The organism is Aminobacter sp. MDW-2 (genome assembly GCF_014250155.1).
Classification (GTDB): Bacteria; Pseudomonadota; Alphaproteobacteria; order Rhizobiales; family Rhizobiaceae; genus Aminobacter; species Aminobacter ciceronei.
Genome location: NZ_CP060199.1, coordinates 138,642 through 157,689 on the forward strand (window position 1 = coordinate 138,642; position 19,048 = coordinate 157,689).

Sequence of the window (19,048 nt, forward strand, 5' to 3'; positions counted from 1 at the left end):
ATGTTTGAGGGTTTCGAATCCGCGCGGGTCAAGACTAGCAGCGCAGAGATTGCCGTTGGCATGCTGGTTCCGGCCCGCCCGTACTCCTCCTCCACGGCTACCCCCAGACGCACGTCATGTGGCATCTGGTCGCCCCGCAGCTCGCCGACCGCTTCACCGTGATCGTCCCGGATCTGCGGGGTTACGGGGACAGCTCGAAGCCGCGCGGCGGCGAGGACCACTACGCGTACTCCAAGCGCGCGCTCGCATACGACCAGGTCGAGCTCATGGTGGCCCTCGGGCACGAGCGTTGCGCCGTCGTCGGGCACGACCGCGGCGGCCGCGTCGCGCACCGCCTCGCGCTTGACGAGCCGGACCGAGTGACACGGCTGGTGCTGCTCGACATCGTGCCCACGCGGACGGTGTTTCAGAAGGTCGACCGACCGATTGGGCTCGGCATTTACCACTGGTTCTTCCTCGCGCAGCCGTATGACCTGCCCGAGCGCCTGATCGGGGTGGATCCGGCATTCTGGCTACGCTGGCAGCTGCGCAGGTGGAGCGACGACCGCGATGAATTCTTCGATGCGAAGGCTTTGGCGGAGTACGAGCGCTGCTTCAGCGACCCGGACGCGATCCACGCCAGCTGCGAGGACTACCGCGCTGGCGCGACGATCGACCTCGAGCACGACGAGCGTGACCTCGACCGGCGCATCGCCTGTCCACTGCTCGTCCTCTAGGGTGGGCGCGCCAAGGTGACATCGCCCTTCGATGTGCTGGGCGAGTGGCGCGGCCGCGCCGTCCAGGTCGACGGGCGCCCGCTCGACTGCGGCCACTTCCTCGCCGAGGAGCGGCCGGCGGAGGTGACGAGGGAGCTGATCGCCTTCCTCGGGCCTGAGACGACGGCCGGATGAGGAAGCCATGGTCACGATAGTCGTGAATAACTCGACCAGGAAGGACGCCGTCCTGCGCAACATGTCCGTCGTCAGAACATTTGGCGCAACGGGCCTGGAGATTTAGCGGAGTGTCGGCCTCGATTTTTGGTTGATGTTAAGCGGCGAGTTTGCGGTGCTGCAAGCGCCGGAGTTCGATTGTCTGTCGTTTGATCCTTTCTCGTTGTTCGATGATGGAAGAGGCCCTGCCGAAGTAGGCGTCGGCCGGGGTGACGTTGCCAAGGCTCTCGTGGTGGCGTCGGTGATTGTAGTGCTCGACGAAGGCTTCGATCTGGCGTTCGAGATCGCCCGGCAGGAAGTAGTTCTCCAGCAGGATGCGGTTCTTGAGCGTTTGGTGCCAGCGCTCGATCTTGCCCTGGGTCTGAGGATGTAGCGGAGCGCCGCGGACATGGCTCATGCCGTTGGCGTCGATCCATTCGGCGAGTTGGCTGGCGATGTAGGACGGCCCGTTGTCGCTGAGCAGTTTTGGCTTGTGCAACACTCTGGCGCTGTCGCAGCCTGAAGCCGTAAGGGCCAGTTCCAGCGTGTCGGTGACGTCCTCTGCGCGCATGGTCGTGCACAGCTTCCAGGCGATGATGTAGCGGGAGAAGTCGTCGAGCACCGTTGACAAATAGACCCAGCCCCAGCCGATGATCTTGAAGTAGGTAAAATCCGTCTGCCACATCTCATTGGGACGCGTGGTCTTGTCCCTGAACTCGTCGGCGGCCTTGATCACGACGAAGGCCGGACTGGTGATGAGGTCATGGGCTTTGAGTAGGCGATAGACGGTCGCCTCGGACACAAAATAGCGCTTCTCGTCGGTGAAGCGCACCGCCAGTTCGCGCGGCGATAGTTCGGATTGCTCCAGCGCCATGTCGATGATCTGGATCTGGATATCGGCACCGATGCGGTTCCAGACGCGGCTTGGCCGGGAAGGACGATCCTCCAGCGCCTCCGGGCCGCCTTCGAGATAGCGGTTATACCAGCGGTAGAAGGTGCGCCGGGCAATACCGAGCTGATCCAGGGTCTTCTTTGCCGGCAGGTGTGACTGCTCGACAATCCTGATGATCTCGAGCTTTTCGGATGCGGGGTATCTCATTCGTCGTCGCCCCCATCCGCGATCATGCTTTTTTTGAGCAGGCGGTTTTCCAGGGTCAGATCGGCAACGGCCTCCTTCAGCGCGCGGGTCTCACGGCGCAGGTCCTGGACTTCACCGGTCGTCGCAGCACGGGCCGTGTCGCCTGCCAGCCGCCGCTTTCCAGCTTCCAGGAATTCCTTCGACCAGGTGTAGTAGAGGCTCTGGGCGATGCCTTCCTTGCGGCACAACTCGGCGATGCTGTCTTCACCCCGCAGACCGTCCAGCACGATCCGGATCTTGTCTTCTGCTGAAAAGTGCCGCCGTGTCGCACGGCGAATGTCCTTGACCACGTGTTCGGGGGAGCGTTTGCCGCCAGTCAACTTCGACTTCATGTTCGTTCCTTCGTCTATGACGAGAACCGAACACTCCTTAAATCACACCCTCAATTCTGTGCCATAGGTGCTGATCCCGAACAGTTTTTCAAGTCCATGGCTCTGACGCCGAAGGCACTCCACTATTCAATCGAAAGCTACGACGTGGAGAGGTCCTGCGATTTTTCGCGAAACTGCCGCCATGCCTCGTTGGAATGGAAGCGTGCGGCAGCGCGCATTATTGGGCTCGTGAAATATCGGCTTTTGGCCACGACGTCCGCCTGATACCCGCGCAGTACGTGAAGCCATTCGTCAAACGCGGGAAAACCGACGCGGCAGATGCTGAGGCGATCAGCGAAGCGGTGACGCGCAAGACGATGCGCTTCGTGCCGATCAAATCGGCTGAGCAACAGGCCTCCGTCATGGTTTTCCGTGCCCGTGCTCTGCTCGTGCGCCAGAGGACACAGGCGATTAATGCCTTGCGCGCTCATATGGGCGAGCTGGGAATCATCGCTACTGTCGGCATCGCAAACGTGAAGCCGCTGGCAACAATCGTTCGGGATGAAAGCGATCCACGTTTACCGCCGGCCGCACGTTTCGCTCTTGAGGAAATCGTCGATCAGATCGACCGTTTGGCAATACGGATCGAGAGGCTGGAGCGTGAGATCATAGCCGTTGCCAAGCAGGACGAAGATATGCGCCGGCTCGCAACTATTCCTGGAGTCGGTGCGATAACCGCCATGGCAATAAAGGCTTTCATTCCGGATCCGGCTGGCTTCAAGTCAGCACGTCATTTTGCAGCCTGGATTGGCCTGACACCGAAATCGCATTCAACTGGGGGAAAGCAGCGCCTCGGCCGCATCTCGAAAATGGTGTCGCTTGGCACTTAATTATGATAATGCCCTTCCAACGATCTCAATGGTTACGTTGGCACTTAATATGAGAATGAGCAGTTAATTTGATAATGCGCGTTGGCATTTGTCACTTAATGTGAGAATGCAGCTTGCGGTGTTTTTGCTCGCGGACGTGCCATGAACAACCCATTTCCTGACGAAGTTGACGAGGCGCTTTGGGACGAAGCGTGCCGTCGCGCGGATGTGATCCGAGAATTCCTGAGAGGCAGGACCCGCAACGCGACAGCCGCACAAGTTGCCGACCTCGCTGCCGCGATGGAAGTCTGAGGTGGTCCCGCCTTATGAGACAGTTTGGCGGCTTGGCTAAGGTGGATCGGGTTGGTTTCTACGCCGCCAATTTCTCCGTCATTTCCGCCGTAGCATAGACCTCGTCGGGTGTCCTGCCGTGGAAGGTCGAGTGTGGGCGCCGTCGGTTGTAATAGTCGATCCAGGAACCGATGCCGCTGCGCGCCTCGCTGCCTGTCTCGAAGGCATTGAGGAAGACGCATTCGTATTTGAGGCTGCGCCATAGCCGCTCGATGAAGACGTTGTCCATCCAGCGGCCGCGCCCGTCCATGGAGATGCGGATGCCGGCATCCTTCAGCGTCGTGGTGAAGGCGAAGCTGGTGAATTGGCTTCCCTGATCCGTGTTGAAGATGTCGGGCCTGCCGTGGCGGACGATCGCCTCTTCCAGAGCAGCGACGCAGAAGTCGGCATCCATCGTGTTCGACAGCCGCCAGGCAAGCACCTTGCGGCTGAACCAGTCCATGACGGCGACGAGGTAGAGGAAGCCGCGCCGCATCGGGATATAGGTCACATCCGCGCACCAGACCTGATTGGGTCGCTCGATCGCCAGATGCCGCAGCAGGTAGGGATAGATGCGGTGCTGCGGATGCGGCTCACTGGTCTTCGGAGCCTGGTAGATCGGCGACAGACCGATCTTACGCATCAGTCGCCGGACTCGCTTGCGGCCGACGTTCCAGCCCTGACGGCGCAGATGCCGCGCCATCTGCCTGGAGCCATACCAGGGCATTTCCATGAACGCCTCGTCGATGATGCGCATCAGTTCGAGGTTCTCGAGCGTCTCGCCGGCTGGTTGTCGATAGAACGACGCCCGCGAGATCGAGACCAGTTCGCACTGGCGGCGGATCGAGAGCCGTTTGTGATCGGGGTCAATCATCATTCTCCTCTGACGTTGCCCCTGATCAGCCCTCGCTCATAACTGGACTCTGTTCTCCTTGTGGTCCGATCTGGACCGGGTTGCAAACTCGTTCGGGGTGAGGCCACGCAGGCTCGTGTGCGGCCGGTGCTCGTTGTAGTCGATCCTCCATTCTTCAATGATGCGGCGTGCCGCTGCCATGCCGCGGAACAGGTGCTCGTTGAGGCATTCGTCGCGGAAGCGGCCGTTCAGGCTCTCGACGAAGCCGTTCTGAGTGGGCTTGCCGGGCGCGATGTAGTGCCACTCGACGCGGTTGTCCTCTTGCCATTGCAGGATAGCCCGCGATGTCAGTTCGGTGCCGTTGTCGGGGTCGGGACAAGAGCTGTTCAAAATCTTGCGCTAAGAGCGAACGGATCGTGAACTCTATGCTGCTCGACGGATTGGGGTCGGAAGTCTTAGCGATCGGAATCCTTCAGGCATTTGATGTTCCGCGTCCCAAGTGTAGATGCCGGTCAGGTTGATGTGCTCCCAACTCAACGGCGAGATGTGCTTCAGTAGATGATCCGGAATCTCGCGACGTGCACTGCGCAAATGGGTAACCGCCCGCTCTATGTAAACTGTATTCCAATGGACGATCGCGCTGACGACGAGGTTCAAGCCTGATGCGCGAAACGCCTGGCTTTCGAACGACCGATCGCGGATTTCGCCCCGCTCATGGAAGAAGACGGCACGCTTGAGCTTGTGTGCCGCCTCGCCTTTGTTGAGACCGGCTTGGCAGCGCCGGCGCAATGACGGACTTGAGTACCATTCGATCATGAAGAGGGATCGCTCGATGCGACCGAGTTCCCGCAGCGCCCTGGCGAGTTGGCTCTTGAGAACGGCGGTGAGAAAGTCGACCACGGTAGCGGCGGGATAGTCCGGCTGCGGGCGGCATAAAAGTCGTCCACTTTTCCCTTTTCTGCGCAGAGCAGGGAGGGATGAGGGATCTACACCGTGGAATTATATCTAAAGGTTCGCGTGGCTTGCGACGGGGGTATGAGCCAGCGCGAGGCATCCAGGCATTTCGGCATCTCGCGCGACACGGTTCGCAAGATGATGGCGTATTCGGTTCCGCCGGGCTATCGGCGGCAGGCGCCGGTGCGACGCCCGAAGCTGGAGGCGTTCATCACGATCATCGACGGGTGGCTTGACGAGGACCGAGCGGTCCCGCGCAAGCAGCGCCATACGGCCAAGCGGGTGTTCGACCGACTGCGTGACGAGCACGGGTTTGCTGGCGGCTATACGATCATCAAGGACTACATGCGCGATCGGGATCGGCGCGGCCAGGAGATGTTCGTGCCGCTGGCGCACCCGGCCGGGCACGCACAGGCCGATTTTGGCGAGGCTATGGTGGTCATCGGTGGCGTAGAGCAGAAGGCTCACTTCTTCGTGCTCGATCTGCCGCATAGCGACGGCTGCTATGTTCGTGCCTATCCGGCGGCGGTGGCCGAAGCGTGGGTGGACGGCCATATCCATGCGTTCGCCTTCTTCAGGGCTGTGCCGCAGTCGATCGTCTACGACAATGACCGCTGCCTGGTGGCGAAGATCCTGCCCGACGGCACACGCAAGCGTGCTGCGCTGTTCAGCGGCTTCCTGTCTCACTATCTGATCCGGGACCGTTACGGTCGTCCCGGCAAGGGCCCTGACAAGGGCAGCGTCGAAGGTCTCGTCGGCTATGCTCGCCGCAACTTCATGGTGCCGATCCCGCGCTTTGCGACGTGGGACGAGTTCAACCTGTGGCTCGAGGATCAGTGCCGCAAGCGCCAGGCTGACCGGCTGCGCGGCGAGAGCGAGACGATCGGCGAGCGGCTGCAACGCGATCTGGCAGCGATGCGCCCGCTGCCGGCATCGCCCTTCGATGCCTGCGACCAGGCCAGTGGCCGGGTCTCCTCGCAAGCGCTGGTGCGCTACAGGACCAACGACTACTCCGTTCCGGTCGCCTTCGGCCACCAGGACGTTTGGATCCGTGGCTATGTCGACGAGGTGGTGATCGGCTGCGGCGGGGAGATCATTGCCTGTCATCCGCGCAGCTATGAGCGTGAAGAGGTTGTCTTCGATCCGCTGCATTACCTGCCGCTGATCGAGAAGAAGATCAACGCGTTCGATCAGGCGGCACCGCTGCAAGGCTGGGAACTGCCCGAGGCGTTCACGACAATGCGCCGCCTCATGGAAGCGCGGATGGGCAAACAGGGCCGGCGCGCCTATGTGCAGGTGCTGCGCCTGCTGGAAAGCTTCGATCTGGCCGATCTGCATGCGGCTGTGAAGCAGGCGCTGCATCTGGGCGCCATCAGCTTCGACGCCGTGAAGCACCTCGTCCTGTGCCGGGCCGAGCGCAGGCCGCCCAGGCTGGACCTCGACATCTATCCTTATCTGCCCAGAGCCACTGTCGAGAAGACTTCAGCCAGGGCCTATATGCGCCTGCTGGGCCGTGAGGAGGAACAGGCATGAGCAGCGATGCTCCCGAACTCCTGCTCTCCCACCACCTCAAGGCGTTGAAGCTGCCGACCTTCCTGCGCGAGCATCAGAAGCTTGCCCGACAATGCGCGGTCGAGGGCGTCGATCACGTCCGCTACCTTGCCCGGCTGGTCGAACTGGAACTGATCGACCGGGAACGGAGGATGGTCGAGCGCCGCATCAAGGCTGCGAAGTTCCCGGCCGCCAAAAGCCTCGACAGCTTCGACTTCGTCGCCATCCCGAAGCTCAACAAGATGCTGGTGCTGCAACTGGCGCGCTGCGAATGGATCGAGCGCCGCGAGAACGTCATCGCGCTCGGGCCCAGCGGCACGGGCAAGACCCATGTGGCGATCGGTCTCGGTCTGGCCGCCTGCCAGAAGGGCCTGTCCGTGGGCTTCACCACCGCAGCCGCCCTCGTCAGCGAGATGATGGAGGCGCGCGACGAACGCCGCCTTCTGCGCTTCCAGAAGCAGATGGCCGGCTACAAGCTCCTCATCATCGATGAGTTGGGCTTCGTGCCGCTGTCAAAGACCGGAGCGGAACTGCTGTTCGAGTTGATCTCGCAGCGTTACGAGCGTGGCTCCACCCTGATCACCAGCAATCTGCCCTTCGACGAATGGACCGAAACCTTCGGTTCCGAGCGCCTCACCGGCGCACTCCTCGACCGGTTGACCCACCACGTCAGCATCCTCGAATTGAATGGCGACAGCTATCGCCTCGCCCAAAGCCGGGCACGAAAAACCGCCAACGCTCACCAATAAGATCGCCGACGCTGCGAGTGGGAAACTCCGGTCGGGCTACGCCCTCCCTACGTTCCCCTCTCGCAGCGTCAGGTGGCCTGGTTTTGCGCCGCCCAATGGACGACTTTTGCGCCGCCGTTGACACCTACATGCGTCTCCTGTCATCGGATGCGGGAGAAGCAGCATGAACGCCGAGGTTCCCGAGATCCTGCTCTCCCATTACCTCAAAACCCTTAAGTTGCCGACCTTCCAGCGCGAACATCAGAAGCTGGCCCGGCTATGTGCCACCGAGGGTGTCGACCATGTCGGCTATCTGACCCGGCTGGCCGAGCGGGAGATGATCGAGCGGGATCGCCGCAAGGTTGAGCGGCGCATCAAGGCGGCCAGGTTCCCGGTCGTCAAAAGCCTCGACAGCTTCGACTTCGACGCCATCCCCAAGCTGAACAGGATGCAGGTGCTGGAACTGGCGCGCTGCGAATGGATCGAGCGCCGCGAGAACGTCATCGCGCTTGGACCCAGCGGCACGGGCAAGACGCATGTCGCCCTCGGTCTCGGCCTGGCGGCGTGCCAGAAGGGCCTGTCCGTCGGCTTCACAACCGCAGCCGCCCTGGTCAGTGAGATGATGGAGGCCCGCGACGAACGGCGACTTCTGCGCTTCCAGAAGCAGATGGCCGCCTGCAAGCTGCTCATCATCGACGAACTGGGCTTCGTGCCGCTTTCCAAAACCGGAGCGGAGTTGCTGTTCGAGCTGATCTCGCAACGATACGAGCGCGGTTCCACCCTGATCACCAGCAACCTGCCATTCGATGAATGGACGGAAACGTTCGGATCCGAACGCCTGACCGGCGCGCTGCTCGACCGCGTCACCCACCACGTCAACATCCTCGAGATGAACGGCGAAAGCTATCGTCTCGCCCAAAGCCGAGCCCGAAGAGCCGGCTGAAAACCCTCACGACACTCGCCGACGCCGCAAGCGCGAAACTCTGGTCGGGCTACGCCCTCCCGACGTTCCCCGCTTGCGACGCCAGGTGGCCGACTTTTACGCCGCCACGTGGCCGGAGTTTGCTCCGCCGTTGACACCTCTCGGATGGCAGCATATCAGCCTCACCGGCGATTATATCTGGACCCCGACTGACAGCCTCGACCTCAGGCCTCTTCGGCGCGAGACGTCCATGCTGGCCGCCTGATCACCATATGTTCTCAAATGTCGGACAGATTCACCACTTTCGTGTCGTGACGCCAGATGGAACAGCAGCGCCCCGCCTGACGCGCTGAAGGGCAGGTATCCGAGTTCGTCGAGGATGACGAGATCGGAGTGGGCGAGCCGGTTGGCGATCTGGCCGGCCTTGCCCTGAGCCTTCTCCTGCTCAAGCGTGTTGACGAGCTCGACGGTGGAGAAGAAGCGGACACGCTTGCGATGATGCTCAACCGCCTGCACGCCGAGGGCGGTGGCAATGTGGGTCTTGCCGGTGCCGGGGCCGCCGACAAGCACGACATTGTTGGCATCGTCCATGAACTCGCATCGATGGAGTTGGCGCACGAGGGCCTCGTTGATCTCGCTGCTGGCGAAGTCGAAGCCGGCCAGGTCGCGATAGACCGGGAAGCGGGCTGCCTTGAGCTGATAGGCTACGGACCTGACCTCCCGCTCGGCCATCTCGGCCTTCAGGAGTTGCGACAGGATGGGGATGGCGGCCTCGAAGGCGGGTGAAGCCTGCTCGGTGAGTTCGGCGACGGCCTGCGCCATGCCGTGCATTTTAAGGCTTCTGAGCATGACGACGATAGCGCCGCTGGCGGGATCATGACGCATGACGCACCTCCCGGGTCTGGCGCAGAGCATCGTAGCGCTCGACATTGGCCTGCGGCTCCTTGACCAGGCTCAGCGCCTGCGGCGCATCCACGATCGGCGTCTCGATCGGTTTGCCGTCGACCAGCCTGTGCAGGAGATTGAGGATGTGGACCTTGGTCGGAACGCCGGCCTGCAAGGCCATCTCCACGGCGGTCAGCACGACCTGCTCGTCATGTTGCAGGACGAGCGACAGGATCTCGACCATCTCGCGGTCGCCGCCGGGCTTCCTGAGCAGGTGCTGCTGCAGCCGTTTGAAGGCTTCGGGGAGTTCAGTGAAGGGAGCGCCGTTGCGCAGAGCACCGGGCTTGCGCTGGATGACCGCCAGATAGTGACGCCAGTCGTAGACGGTGCGACCGGGGCCGTCATGCGACCGCTCGATGATGCGGCGGTGCTCGCACACGATCTGCCCCTCCGCAGCAACCACGATCCGTTCCGGATAGACCCTGAGGCTGACAGGCCGGTTGGCGAAGGACGCCGGCACGCTGTAGCGGTTGCGCTCCAGATGGACGAGGCAGGTCGGAGAGACCCGCTTGGTGTATTCGACGAAGCCGTCGAAGAGGCGTGGCATCGGCATCAGGAACCGTGCTTCCTCGGCCCGGATGTCTTCGATCGTTCCCGGCCTGAGGCCATGGGGAACCTGTTGCCACAGTTCCCGGCACCGCTGTTCCAGCCAGTCGTTCAAGGCCTCCAGCGATGGAACGCGCGGTATTGGCTGCCATAGCCGGTGACGCGCATCCTGGACGTTCTTCTCGACCTGCCCCTTCTCCCAGCCCGAGGCCGGATTGCAGAACTCGGTCTCGAACAGATAATGGCTGGCCATGGCCGAGAAGCGGGCATTGACCTGCCGCTCCTTGCCGCGGCCGATCCTGTCGACCGCCGTGCGCATGTTGTCGTAGATCCCGCGCCGGGGAACGCCGCCCAGAACCTGGAAGGCGTGGTTGTGGGCGTCGAACAGCATCTCGTGCGTCTGCAGCGGATAGGCCCGCACGATGAAGGCTCGACTGTAGCTGAGCTTGAAGTGAGCCACCTGCAGCTTGGTGCGCTCGCCGCCGATGACCGCCCAATCTTCCGACCAGTCGAACTGGAACGCTTCGCCGGGCTCGAACGCCAACGGCACGAAGGTGCCGCGCCCGCTCGTTTGCATCTGACGTTGGCGCTCTTCCTTCCAGGCCCGCGCAAAGGCGGCCACACGACCATATGAGCCCTCATAGCCAAGGCTCATCAGGTCGGCATGCAACTGCTTGATCGTGCGCTTCTGCTTACGCGGCCTGTTCGCCTCCGTCCTCAGCCACGCCGACAGCCGCTCGGCATAGGCATCAAGCTTGCTCGGCCGATCCGGCACCTGGAAGCGGGGCTCCACCTCATCAGATCGCAGGTATTTGCGGATCGTGTTCCGCGACAGTCCCGTGCGCCGCGCAATCTCCCGGATCGAATGCCCGTCACGCAGATGCCAGCGTCGGATAACGCTCAGTAACGCCATGTCTATCACTCCAAAATCCCCTGCGATCAACCAGCAGGGGTGGGTTCAAACATGGGTCACTTCTCAATGGAAAAACCGCCCAATCCCGGGTCAGTTCTCGGCGGAAATCAACAGACCCACCAAGCTCCACGCCAACAAAGGCTACGACTTCGACCGCTGCCGACGCGACCTTGCGCGCCCGCTCCATCACGCCGCGCATCGCAAGGCGCGGCGTCGAAAGCAGCAGCCATCTCGGAAAACACCGTTGGGTCGTCGAACGTAGTTTCGCATGGATCAACCAGTTCAGGCGCCTCGTCCTCCGCTACGAACGACACGCCGATCTCTACCGGGCTTGCCTCCTCATCGCAGCCGCAATCATATGCTTCCGCTCCATAAGCCGGTTTTGTTAGGCGCTCTTAGTATCTCCGAAGGTATCAAATGAGGGCTTTGAACGCCCCTCCTATCCCCGGGTGCACGAGCATGACTACGATAATCACCATCGTGGCAGTAGTTGATCGGAGCTTAGTGGAGGACAACACCAACTCCGCGGCGATTGCCGGAAGATCGAGGCGCGCGACGACATGGTAGATCGCGACAGGATCGAGCGATGGACGGAAGTTGAATTGGACAGAGAAGCGGGGCCTCCGAAATCCGCTTGGAGCCGCTGGAAGATGTTCTAGCGTGGCCGGCGAAGACCATGACGCGCCGCGTCGTCCCGAATCGAAGACGTGCATCTTGGGCGAGCGCGACCCGTTGCCACTTGGCCGTATCTCAGGCAGGATGTTGCTGGCTCACGACGGCCGATGGAAGCCGGCGATGCCAATCGCATTTCATTTGATAGGCTTGCCCCACCCTCAGCAGCAACGCTTCCTCAAACCCCCGTCCGATCAGTTGTAACCCGATCGGAAGCCCTGTATCCGAGAAGCCGCAAGGCACACTCATGGCCGGCAAGCCCGTCAGATTCAGCGGAAAGACATTGTGCCATAGAGCACTGAGAGTCGACATCGTCGTTCCGCCTACTTCTACCGTCGCCGTTCCGAGCTTGGGCGCAGTCAGCGGGAGGGTGGGGACGGCCAGAATGTCGACATTGGTGAGGACATCAGAGAACTCGTCCCTGATCAGCCGGCGTGCACGCTGGCCCATCAGGTAGTCGGTAGCCGAAATCATCATCCCAGCGTCGAGTTCGATCCGCACGTCGCGAGAATAGAGTCCCGCGCTCCTTTCCATGGACTTTCGGTGGTATGCGGATGCCTCGGCGGAGATGATCGCCAGTTCGGCGCCGGCAGCATATTTGAGACTTGCGAACGATACCGGCTCCACCAACCAGCCCAGTGACTCGAGAACCTCCAGCGCAGCTTCGAAGGCAGAATGCACCTCCTTGTCTACGACTTTCAGAAAATAGTCTTGAGGCACGCCGATGCGCAGCCGCAACGGGGTCGACTGGAGATGAGAAAGGTAGTTCGGCACGGGCCTGTTCGCCGATGCGGGATCCAGCGAATCGTGACCGGCCATAACTTGGAGCAGTAGCGCCACGTCCTCGACCGAACGCGCCATCGGGCCGATATGGTCGAGGGACCAGCTAAGCGGAAAAGTGCCGTGCCGGCTGACCCGCCCGTATGTCGGCTTCAGCCCTGTGATACCGCACAGTCCGCTGGGTATTCGGATCGAACCGCCCGTATCGGATCCGGTCGCCCCGAGGCACATCCCCGTGGCGACGGCTATGGCCGATCCACCGCTCGACCCACCTGGGATACGTTCGTAATCCCACGGATTGTGCGAAGGACCCGCGTACATGTTGTCCGTCGTCGGACCATATGCGAATTCATGTGTCTGTGTCTTGCCGACGATTATCGCGCCGGCCTGGCGCAGACGAGAGACGACGGTCGCATCATTCTGGCTGCGAAATCCCTTAAGAACTGCCGAACTGGCTGTCGTGGGCATGTCCGCCGTCAGGAAGACGTCCTTCACGGCGATAGGGATGCCGGCGAGAGGCCCAAGGACATCGCCGCGATCGAGCAGCCGATCGACGTGTCCGGCCTGGTCGAGGAGTGTCTCTGCGTCAGCCCGCTCTGCGAAAACGTTGAGACGCGAGGAAAGCGCGTCTTGTTGTGTGAGACAGGCCTTCATCACCTCCATGGCCGTGCACTGATGAGCATGCAGGGCGTCTCGCACGCCGGAAAGCGTTATAGGGATCGTCATCAGCGGACCTCGAATGTCGTCGCCGGTTCGATCTCGTCCAGGTCGATCTCGTCCAGGCGCCTGATTTCCCCCAGGATCTCGCGCAAAAGCGGCATAGCATCTTCGAGGCGTTCGGCCTGGGTGGGATAGTTACCCATTTCCTTGAGGACGACCTCGTAAGCAGCCTGCAAAGTGTCGCCCGGCCCGGTAATCTTCACCATATATACCTCCCACGCTCGAATGCCGTTACCGCGACGAACGCATTCCGATGATGCGCTGGCCGCTCAGTGCGACTGCGAACACGATGATCATACCGGAGAATATCTGCTGCTGCGGGGTGGAGAACCCAAGCAGGATGACGCCGTTGCTCACCAATCCAACAAGCAGTGCGCCAGCGATGGCTCCCTCGACACTGCCGCGACCTCCGCTCAGTGCGGTTCCGCCGATGATTACCGCCGCGAGGACCTGCAAGAGATCGTTTCCTCCGAGATCGTAGCGACCGGAGCCAAACTGGCCGGTATAAAGGAGCCCCGCGAGTGCACCGGCAAGACCGCTTAGGGCCAGCACCGTGATTTTGATCCTGCCGGTCGCGATGCCCGAATACCGGGCCGCAACTTCGTTTCCGCCAGTTGCAAGCACGGCCTTTCCAAAGGCCGTGGCGCGCAGAACGACAGCACCGACAACGCCGACCGCGACGGTCCAAATAAGAAGCGACGGGATTGGCCCGAAGCTGCCCTGACCGAAAATCGCAGTGTAGGTTTCGTTCAGGATTGGGATTGTCCTCTCGCCGGACACGAGACGCGCTAGCCCCTGCAAGACACCGATCATGCCAAGGGTGACGATGAAGGAGGGTATGCCAACCCACACGGTAATCAAACCGTTAATCAATCCGACCGCGAGTCCGGCAGAAAGCCCAGCGCTAACGGCGACCCAGGTGGAATAATCATTACTTAGCAGCGCGGCTGCGATGATACCTGCCACCGGCGGTACGGAAGCAACCGAGAGGTCGATCTCACCGGCGCTGATCACAAATACACCGGCTATGGCCATCAGTATCAGTGGCGTTTTGGCTTTGAGGATGTTGACGAAATTACCGACGCTAAGAAAGGCCGTATCCGACAGGAGGATGGCAAAGACGGCTATTAACACCGCAATTACGATGATAAGAAGAAGCGAGCTACCCGGCGCTGTCAGTGACGTGATAAACTGGTGGGCAGCATCGCGCCGCCCACTCTCCTTCAGAACGCTTCCGCCCGGCGATCTGGTTTTCTGAGTTGCCGAATCCGGAGTGCTGGCCTCACGCATTGCTGTACCTCGTACCTATTTGTTTTGAAGTCCGCTTCAATCGGCCTTGGCCTGAATGAGATGGGTGATCTCGGCTTCGCTGCGTTGCGGACGGTTGATAATGACATCCCGCACCGTACCGTCGGCCAGGATGAGAATTCGGTCGGCAACCTCGCAGAGCTCCCGCAGGTCGGAAGTCACCCAGATCGCGGCATTTCCCGCGCCCGTGAATTCCCGGATGCGGTCTTGAATGTCGGCGCGGGAATGGATGTCGACACCGAATGTCGGCTCGTCAAGCAGCAGCACACGGCCGCGCGCATTGAAAGCCTTTCCAAGTACGACTTTCTGCTGGTTTCCACCCGATAGCCACTCCACGACCTTTGAGAGATCGGGGGGATTGATGCGGAATTTCGCGATGCTTTCCGTTGTCGCTTGGCGGCTCCGGCGACGATCCATCAGGATGCCGTTGCTGAGGCGCTTGAGGACCGACATGAGCAGATTAGCGGCGACAGAATGCGAGAGCACCAAGCCCTGCGTCTTGCGATTTTCGGGGATGAGGTAGAGCCCGTTTCGGATAGCTTGGGCTGGGGACTGCGGTCGTACGGAACGCCCTCCGATGCGTACCTCGCCTTCGGCTGGTAGAATCAGCCCGAAAAGCGCTTTGAGAAGTGTTGTGCGGCCGCTTCCTGCCAGACCGGCAATTCCGAGAACTTCGTCACTCGAAACCGTGAAGGAGACGTCTTTCAACTTGCTTCCGACCCGCAAGCCGCGGACTTCGAGGACAGGAGCCTGTTCGCTTGCGGAGAAATTGGGGCGCTGCGCCTGCGCGTCGTCAATGCGCTGCTCGTGCACGGCGCCGCCGGCAATCGCCTCGACAACCTCCTTCATGGTGGTCTTGGAGACTTCGTCCGACAGGATCACGCGGCCATCACGCATGATCGTCACCTCGTCGCATAGATCGAAGATTTCGGTCAATCTGTGGGAGACATAGACGATGCCTACACCCCGGCTCGCAATCTGACGGACGACACCAAATAATCTTTGAACCTCCCGTTCGGTAAGGGCTGCCGAAGGTTCGTCGAGGATGAGGACCGTACTTGCCAATCGCACAGCCTTTGCAATCTCGACCATCTGCTGATCCGCAATGCCGAGCGTGCCGACCTTGGCCGAGAGGGGGATATCAACCCCTAAATGATCGAAAATCTGATGCGCCTCGCGCAGTTCCTTGCGTCTGTCGACGATCCCCAACCTACGCAGTTCGCTGTTCAGGAAGAGGTTATCGACAGTCGAAAGTTCGGGTACGAGGCTGCGCTCTTGAAACACCATTCCGATGCCCGCCTGACGCGCGTCGAGGGGGCTGGCGAAATTTTGTGGCTGCCCATCGACACGTATATGCCCAGCACTCGCCTCCGTCGCTCCAACAGCGATTTTCAGCAAAGTAGATTTGCCGGCTCCATTCGCACCGAGCAAAGCGTGGATGCTACCCCTGCGGACCCGAAAATCCACCCCATGGATCACCGCGACCGTTCCATAGGATTTGGCGATCGCGGACATTTCGAGAGCGAATGGCGACGAGCGACCGAAGTCATTCTTAACAGTAAGATCTATGTCAGTCAGACTCGTCGTCATTCGTATGTGTCCGGAATCGTTTATGCCGCTGAGAAAGATGTCAGTTCCCAAGGCATTTCTGAGCGGCGGCAGGAAGCGGCGTCATTGAACCATACGCCAGTTCCCAAGCTTCCTTCAGATTATCCTTGGTCGCGGCGAATACCGGCACGACGATATAGGGCGGCACCGGCTTGCCCAGCGCGTGAGAACGGCGGTGAGAAAGTCGACCACGGTAGCGGCGGGATAGTCCGGCTGCGGGCGGCATAAAAGTCGTCCACTTTTCCCTTTTCTGCGCAGAGCAGGGAGGGATGAGGGATCTACACCGTGGAATTATATCTAAAGGTTCGCGTGGCTTGCGACGGGGGTATGAGCCAGCGCGAGGCATCCAGGCATTTCGGCATCTCGCGCGACACGGTTCGCAAGATGATGGCGTATTCGGTTCCGCCGGGCTATCGGCGGCAGGCGCCGGTGCGACGCCCGAAGCTGGAGGCGTTCATCACGATCATCGACGGGTGGCTTGACGAGGACCGAGCGGTCCCGCGCAAGCAGCGCCATACGGCCAAGCGGGTGTTCGACCGGCTGCGTGACGAGCACGGGTTTGCTGGCGGCTATACGATCATCAAGGACTACATGCGCGATCGGGATCGGCGCGGCCAGGAGATGTTCGTGCCGCTGGCGCACCCGGCCGGGCACGCACAGGCCGATTTTGGCGAGGCTATGGTGGTCATCGGTGGCGTAGAGCAGAAGGCTCACTTCTTCGTGCTCGATCTGCCGCATAGCGACGGCTGCTATGTTCGTGCCTATCCGGCGGCGGTGGCCGAAGCGTGGGTGGACGGCCATATCCATGCGTTCGCCTTCTTCAGGGCTGTGCCGCAGTCGATCGTCTACGACAATGACCGCTGCCTGGTGGCGAAGATCCTGCCCGACGGCACACGCAAGCGTGCTGCGCTGTTCAGCGGCTTCCTGTCTCACTATCTGATCCGGGACCGTTACGGTCGTCCCGGCAAGGGCAATGACAAGGGCAGCGTCGAAGGTCTCGTCGGCTATGCTCGCCGCAACTTCATGGTGCCGATCCCGCGCTTTGCGACGTGGGACGAGTTCAACCTGTGGCTCGAGGATCAGTGCCGCAAGCGCCAGGCTGACCGGCTGCGCGGCGAGAGCGAGACGATCGGCGAGCGGCTGCAACGCGATCTGGCAGCGATGCGCCCGCTGCCGGCATCGCCCTTCGATGCCTGCGACCAGGCCAGTGGCCGGGTCTCCTCGCAAGCGCTGGTGCGCTACAGGACCAACGACTACTCCGTTCCGGTCGCCTTCGGCCACCAGGACGTTTGGATCCGTGGCTATGTCGACGAGGTGGTGATCGGCTGCGGCGGGGAGATCATTGCCTGTCATCCGCGCAGCTATGAGCGTGAAGAGGTTGTCTTCGATCCGCTGCATTACCTGCCGCTGATCGAGAAGAAGATCAACGCGTTCGATCAGGCGGCACCGCTGCAAGGCTGGGAACTGCCCGAGGCGTTCACGACAATGCGCCGCCTCATGGAAGCGCGGATGGGCAAACAGGGCCGGCGCGCCTATGTGCAGGTGCTGCGCCTGCTGGAAAGCTTCGATCTGGCCGATCTGCATGCGGCTGTGAAGCAGGCGCTGCATCTGGGCGCCATCAGCTTCGACGCCGTGAAGCACCTCGTCCTGTGCCGGGCCGAGCGCAGGCCGCCCAGGCTGGACCTCGACATCTATCCTTATCTGCCCAGAGCCACTGTCGAGAAGACTTCAGCCAGGGCCTATATGCGCCTGCTGGGCCGTGAGGAGGAACAGGCATGAGCAGCGATGCTCCCGAACTCCTGCTCTCCCACCACCTCAAGGCGTTGAAGCTGCCGACCTTCCTGCGCGAGCATCAGAAGCTTGCCCGACAATGCGCGGTCGAGGGCGTCGATCACGTCCGCTACCTTGCCCGGCTGGTCGAACTGGAACTGATCGACCGGGAACGGAGGATGGTCGAGCGCCGCATCAAGGCTGCGAAGTTCCCGGCCGCCAAAAGCCTCGACAGCTTCGACTTCGTCGCCATCCCGAAGCTCAACAAGATGCTGGTGCTGCAACTGGCGCGCTGCGAATGGATCGAGCGCCGCGAGAACGTCATCGCGCTCGGGCCCAGCGGCACGGGCAAGACCCATGTGGCGATCGGTCTCGGTCTGGCCGCCTGCCAGAAGGGCCTGTCCGTGGGCTTCACCACCGCAGCCGCCCTCGTCAGCGAGATGATGGAGGCGCGCGACGAACGCCGCCTTCTGCGCTTCCAGAAGCAGATGGCCGGCTACAAGCTCCTCATCATCGATGAGTTGGGCTTCGTGCCGCTGTCAAAGACCGGAGCGGAACTGCTGTTCGAGTTGATCTCGCAGCGTTACGAGCGTGGCTCCACCCTGATCACCAGCAATCTGCCCTTCGACGAATGGACCGAAACCTTCGGTTCCGAGCGCCTCACCGGCGCACTCCTCGACCGGTTGACCCACCACGTCAGCATCCTCGAATTGAATGGCGACAGCTATCGCCTCGCCCAAAGCCGGGCACGAAAAACCGCCAACGCTCACCAATAAGATCGCCGACGCTGCGAGTGGGAAACTCCGGTCGGGCTACGCCCTCCCTACGTTCCCCTCTCGCAGCGTCAGGTGGCCTGGTTTTGCGCCGCCCAATGGACGACTTTTGCGCCGCCGTTGACACAATGCATGGCCGCGCGAGTGCGTATCTTTATTCGAGGCATGCTCACATGGCCGGTTCGCCGAGGCGCGTCCGCTCTACCGTCTACTGACTCCGGCCTTCCATCTCGATACCCACGTCAAGCTTGTTCAGTACATTAAGCTCGCCGAACACCTCGTCTACGGCGCGCCAGAATGGGTTCGGGCACCGCGACTGCCTTTGGAGGGGGCGGAGCGTGAGCATGTCACTTCGGTCATCGAGACCGCAAAGGCGGCGCTGCAGGCTCGCGGCTAAAAGCGGAAAATGACTGGTAGCCGGGCACACCGGCTCAGTGGGAGGACATTTC

General features: G+C 61.4%; 14 protein-coding genes and 7 pseudogenes. 10 read left to right on the forward strand and 11 right to left on the reverse strand.

All coding sequences use genetic code 11. From position 1 onward, the window contains the following. Positions 1–116: 116 nt before the first annotated feature. Positions 117–716, forward strand: a complete 600-nt coding sequence (locus H5P29_RS31730) for an alpha/beta hydrolase (RefSeq protein ID WP_246670947.1) — start codon at positions 117–119, stop codon at positions 714–716. A gap of 15 nt (positions 717–731) precedes the next feature. After that, positions 732–890, forward strand: a complete 159-nt coding sequence (locus tag H5P29_RS33065; protein WP_246670948.1) for a hypothetical protein — start codon at positions 732–734, stop codon at positions 888–890. Positions 891–1,026: 136 nt separating this feature from the next. On the opposite strand, the gene H5P29_RS31735 is transcribed toward H5P29_RS33065, so the two are convergent. Continuing rightward, a protein-coding gene (locus tag H5P29_RS31735) for an IS3 family transposase (RefSeq protein WP_154387601.1) occupies positions 1,027–2,378 on the reverse strand; the annotation gives its coding sequence in 2 pieces (ribosomal slippage) (positions 1,027–2,042 and positions 2,042–2,378; 1,353 coding nt in all). A 74-nt stretch (positions 2,379–2,452) separates the two neighbouring features. On the opposite strand from H5P29_RS31735, the pseudogene H5P29_RS31740 reads away from it, so the two are divergent. Further along, positions 2,453–3,229, forward strand: a pseudogene (locus H5P29_RS31740) (IS110 family transposase); the annotation flags it as partial. A gap of 367 nt (positions 3,230–3,596) precedes the next feature. Here H5P29_RS31740 and H5P29_RS31745 read toward each other — a convergent pair. The 3 pseudogenes from H5P29_RS31745 to H5P29_RS31755 all read right to left on the reverse strand — a co-directional run. Further along, positions 3,597–4,442: pseudogene (locus tag H5P29_RS31745) on the reverse strand (IS3 family transposase); the annotation flags it as partial. Between the two features lie 24 nt (positions 4,443–4,466). After that, a pseudogene (locus tag H5P29_RS31750) lies at positions 4,467–4,775 on the reverse strand (integrase core domain-containing protein); the annotation flags it as partial. Positions 4,776–4,832: 57 nt separating this feature from the next. After that, positions 4,833–5,279: pseudogene (locus tag H5P29_RS31755) on the reverse strand (Tn3 family transposase); the annotation flags it as partial. A 165-nt stretch (positions 5,280–5,444) separates the two neighbouring features. Between H5P29_RS31755 and istA (H5P29_RS31760) the strand changes: the two are divergent. The 3 genes from istA (H5P29_RS31760) to istB (H5P29_RS31770) all read left to right on the forward strand — a co-directional run bounded on the left by istA (H5P29_RS31760) (position 5,445) and on the right by istB (H5P29_RS31770) (position 8,585). Beyond that, positions 5,445–6,896, forward strand: a complete 1,452-nt coding sequence (gene istA / locus H5P29_RS31760; RefSeq protein ID WP_246787060.1) for an IS21 family transposase — start codon at positions 5,445–5,447, stop codon at positions 6,894–6,896. Next, entirely contained in the window at positions 6,893–7,663 is a 771-nt protein-coding gene (gene istB, locus H5P29_RS31765) for an IS21-like element helper ATPase IstB (protein WP_154387635.1), read from the forward strand. Before istA (H5P29_RS31760) ends, istB (H5P29_RS31765) begins: the two co-directional genes overlap by 4 nt. A 163-nt stretch (positions 7,664–7,826) precedes the next feature. After that, positions 7,827–8,585 (forward strand): IS21-like element helper ATPase IstB, encoded by a 759-nt coding sequence (istB, locus tag H5P29_RS31770; RefSeq protein ID WP_154387652.1) that lies wholly within the window; start codon positions 7,827–7,829, stop codon positions 8,583–8,585. Between the two features lie 240 nt (positions 8,586–8,825). Here istB (H5P29_RS31770) and H5P29_RS31775 read toward each other — a convergent pair. Beyond that, positions 8,826–9,494 (reverse strand): annotated as a pseudogene (locus H5P29_RS31775) (ATP-binding protein); the annotation flags it as partial. Beyond that, positions 9,439–10,968 (reverse strand): IS21 family transposase, encoded by a 1,530-nt coding sequence (gene istA / locus H5P29_RS31780; protein ID WP_154387603.1) that lies wholly within the window; start codon positions 10,966–10,968, stop codon positions 9,439–9,441. The gene istA (H5P29_RS31780) and the pseudogene H5P29_RS31775, both read right to left, overlap by 56 nt. A gap of 112 nt (positions 10,969–11,080) precedes the next feature. On the opposite strand from istA (H5P29_RS31780), the pseudogene H5P29_RS31785 reads away from it, so the two are divergent. Next, positions 11,081–11,357 (forward strand): annotated as a pseudogene (locus tag H5P29_RS31785) (transposase); the annotation flags it as partial. A gap of 361 nt (positions 11,358–11,718) precedes the next feature. Here the strand turns inward: H5P29_RS31785 and H5P29_RS31790 are convergent. The 5 genes from H5P29_RS31790 to H5P29_RS31810 are packed head-to-tail and all read right to left on the reverse strand — an operon-like array spanning position 11,719 to position 16,282. Next, complete coding sequence (locus tag H5P29_RS31790; RefSeq protein ID WP_154387604.1) at positions 11,719–13,146, reverse strand: amidase; 1,428 nt, start codon at positions 13,144–13,146, stop codon at positions 11,719–11,721. Continuing rightward, positions 13,146–13,346 (reverse strand): hypothetical protein, encoded by a 201-nt coding sequence (locus tag H5P29_RS31795; protein ID WP_154387605.1) that lies wholly within the window; start codon positions 13,344–13,346, stop codon positions 13,146–13,148. Before H5P29_RS31795 ends, H5P29_RS31790 begins: the two co-directional genes overlap by 1 nt. A gap of 25 nt (positions 13,347–13,371) precedes the next feature. Next, positions 13,372–14,430, reverse strand: coding sequence for an ABC transporter permease (locus H5P29_RS31800; RefSeq protein WP_154387606.1), 1,059 nt, complete (start codon positions 14,428–14,430; stop codon positions 13,372–13,374). Between the two features lie 36 nt (positions 14,431–14,466). Then, complete coding sequence (locus H5P29_RS31805; protein WP_154387607.1) at positions 14,467–16,038, reverse strand: sugar ABC transporter ATP-binding protein; 1,572 nt, start codon at positions 16,036–16,038, stop codon at positions 14,467–14,469. A 40-nt stretch (positions 16,039–16,078) separates the two neighbouring features. Continuing rightward, positions 16,079–16,282: a hypothetical protein gene (locus H5P29_RS31810; RefSeq protein ID WP_154387608.1), complete on the reverse strand. Its 204-nt coding sequence runs from the start codon at positions 16,280–16,282 to the stop codon at positions 16,079–16,081. Between the two features lie 101 nt (positions 16,283–16,383). Here H5P29_RS31810 and istA (H5P29_RS31815) point away from each other — a divergent pair, with 101 nt between their 5' ends. The 3 genes and pseudogenes from istA (H5P29_RS31815) to H5P29_RS32785 all read left to right on the forward strand — a co-directional run. Continuing rightward, a complete protein-coding gene (gene istA, locus H5P29_RS31815) occupies positions 16,384–17,835 on the forward strand; it encodes an IS21 family transposase (RefSeq protein ID WP_154387636.1) in 1,452 nt (483 codons plus the stop codon). Further along, positions 17,832–18,602: an IS21-like element helper ATPase IstB gene (istB, locus tag H5P29_RS31820; protein WP_154387635.1), complete on the forward strand. Its 771-nt coding sequence runs from the start codon at positions 17,832–17,834 to the stop codon at positions 18,600–18,602. The genes istA (H5P29_RS31815) and istB (H5P29_RS31820) overlap by 4 nt, the downstream gene beginning before the upstream one ends. 124 nt (positions 18,603–18,726) lie before the next feature. Further along, a pseudogene (locus H5P29_RS32785) lies at positions 18,727–18,996 on the forward strand (dihydrodipicolinate synthase family protein); the annotation flags it as partial. Positions 18,997–19,048 lie beyond the last annotated feature (52 nt).

Excerpts from the sequence above, each read along its gene's own strand:
- H5P29_RS31730 (WP_246670947.1), top strand. The coding sequence starts at position 117 with ATGTGGCATCTGGTCGCCCCGCAGCTCGCCGACCGCTTCACCGTGATC.
- istA (WP_246787060.1), top strand. The coding sequence starts at position 5,445 with ATGAGCCAGCGCGAGGCATCCAGGCATTTCGGCATCTCGCGCGACACG.
- istB (WP_154387635.1), top strand. The coding sequence starts at position 6,893 with ATGAGCAGCGATGCTCCCGAACTCCTGCTCTCCCACCACCTCAAGGCG.
- istB (WP_154387652.1), top strand. The coding sequence starts at position 7,827 with ATGAACGCCGAGGTTCCCGAGATCCTGCTCTCCCATTACCTCAAAACC.
- istA (WP_154387603.1), bottom strand. The coding sequence starts at position 10,968 with ATGGCGTTACTGAGCGTTATCCGACGCTGGCATCTGCGTGACGGGCAT.
- H5P29_RS31790 (WP_154387604.1), bottom strand. The coding sequence starts at position 13,146 with ATGACGATCCCTATAACGCTTTCCGGCGTGCGAGACGCCCTGCATGCT.
- H5P29_RS31795 (WP_154387605.1), bottom strand. The coding sequence starts at position 13,346 with ATGGTGAAGATTACCGGGCCGGGCGACACTTTGCAGGCTGCTTACGAG.
- H5P29_RS31800 (WP_154387606.1), bottom strand. The coding sequence starts at position 14,430 with ATGCGTGAGGCCAGCACTCCGGATTCGGCAACTCAGAAAACCAGATCG.
- H5P29_RS31805 (WP_154387607.1), bottom strand. The coding sequence starts at position 16,038 with ATGACGACGAGTCTGACTGACATAGATCTTACTGTTAAGAATGACTTC.
- H5P29_RS31810 (WP_154387608.1), bottom strand. The coding sequence starts at position 16,282 with ATGCCGCCCGCAGCCGGACTATCCCGCCGCTACCGTGGTCGACTTTCT.
- istA (WP_154387636.1), top strand. The coding sequence starts at position 16,384 with ATGAGCCAGCGCGAGGCATCCAGGCATTTCGGCATCTCGCGCGACACG.
- istB (WP_154387635.1), top strand. The coding sequence starts at position 17,832 with ATGAGCAGCGATGCTCCCGAACTCCTGCTCTCCCACCACCTCAAGGCG.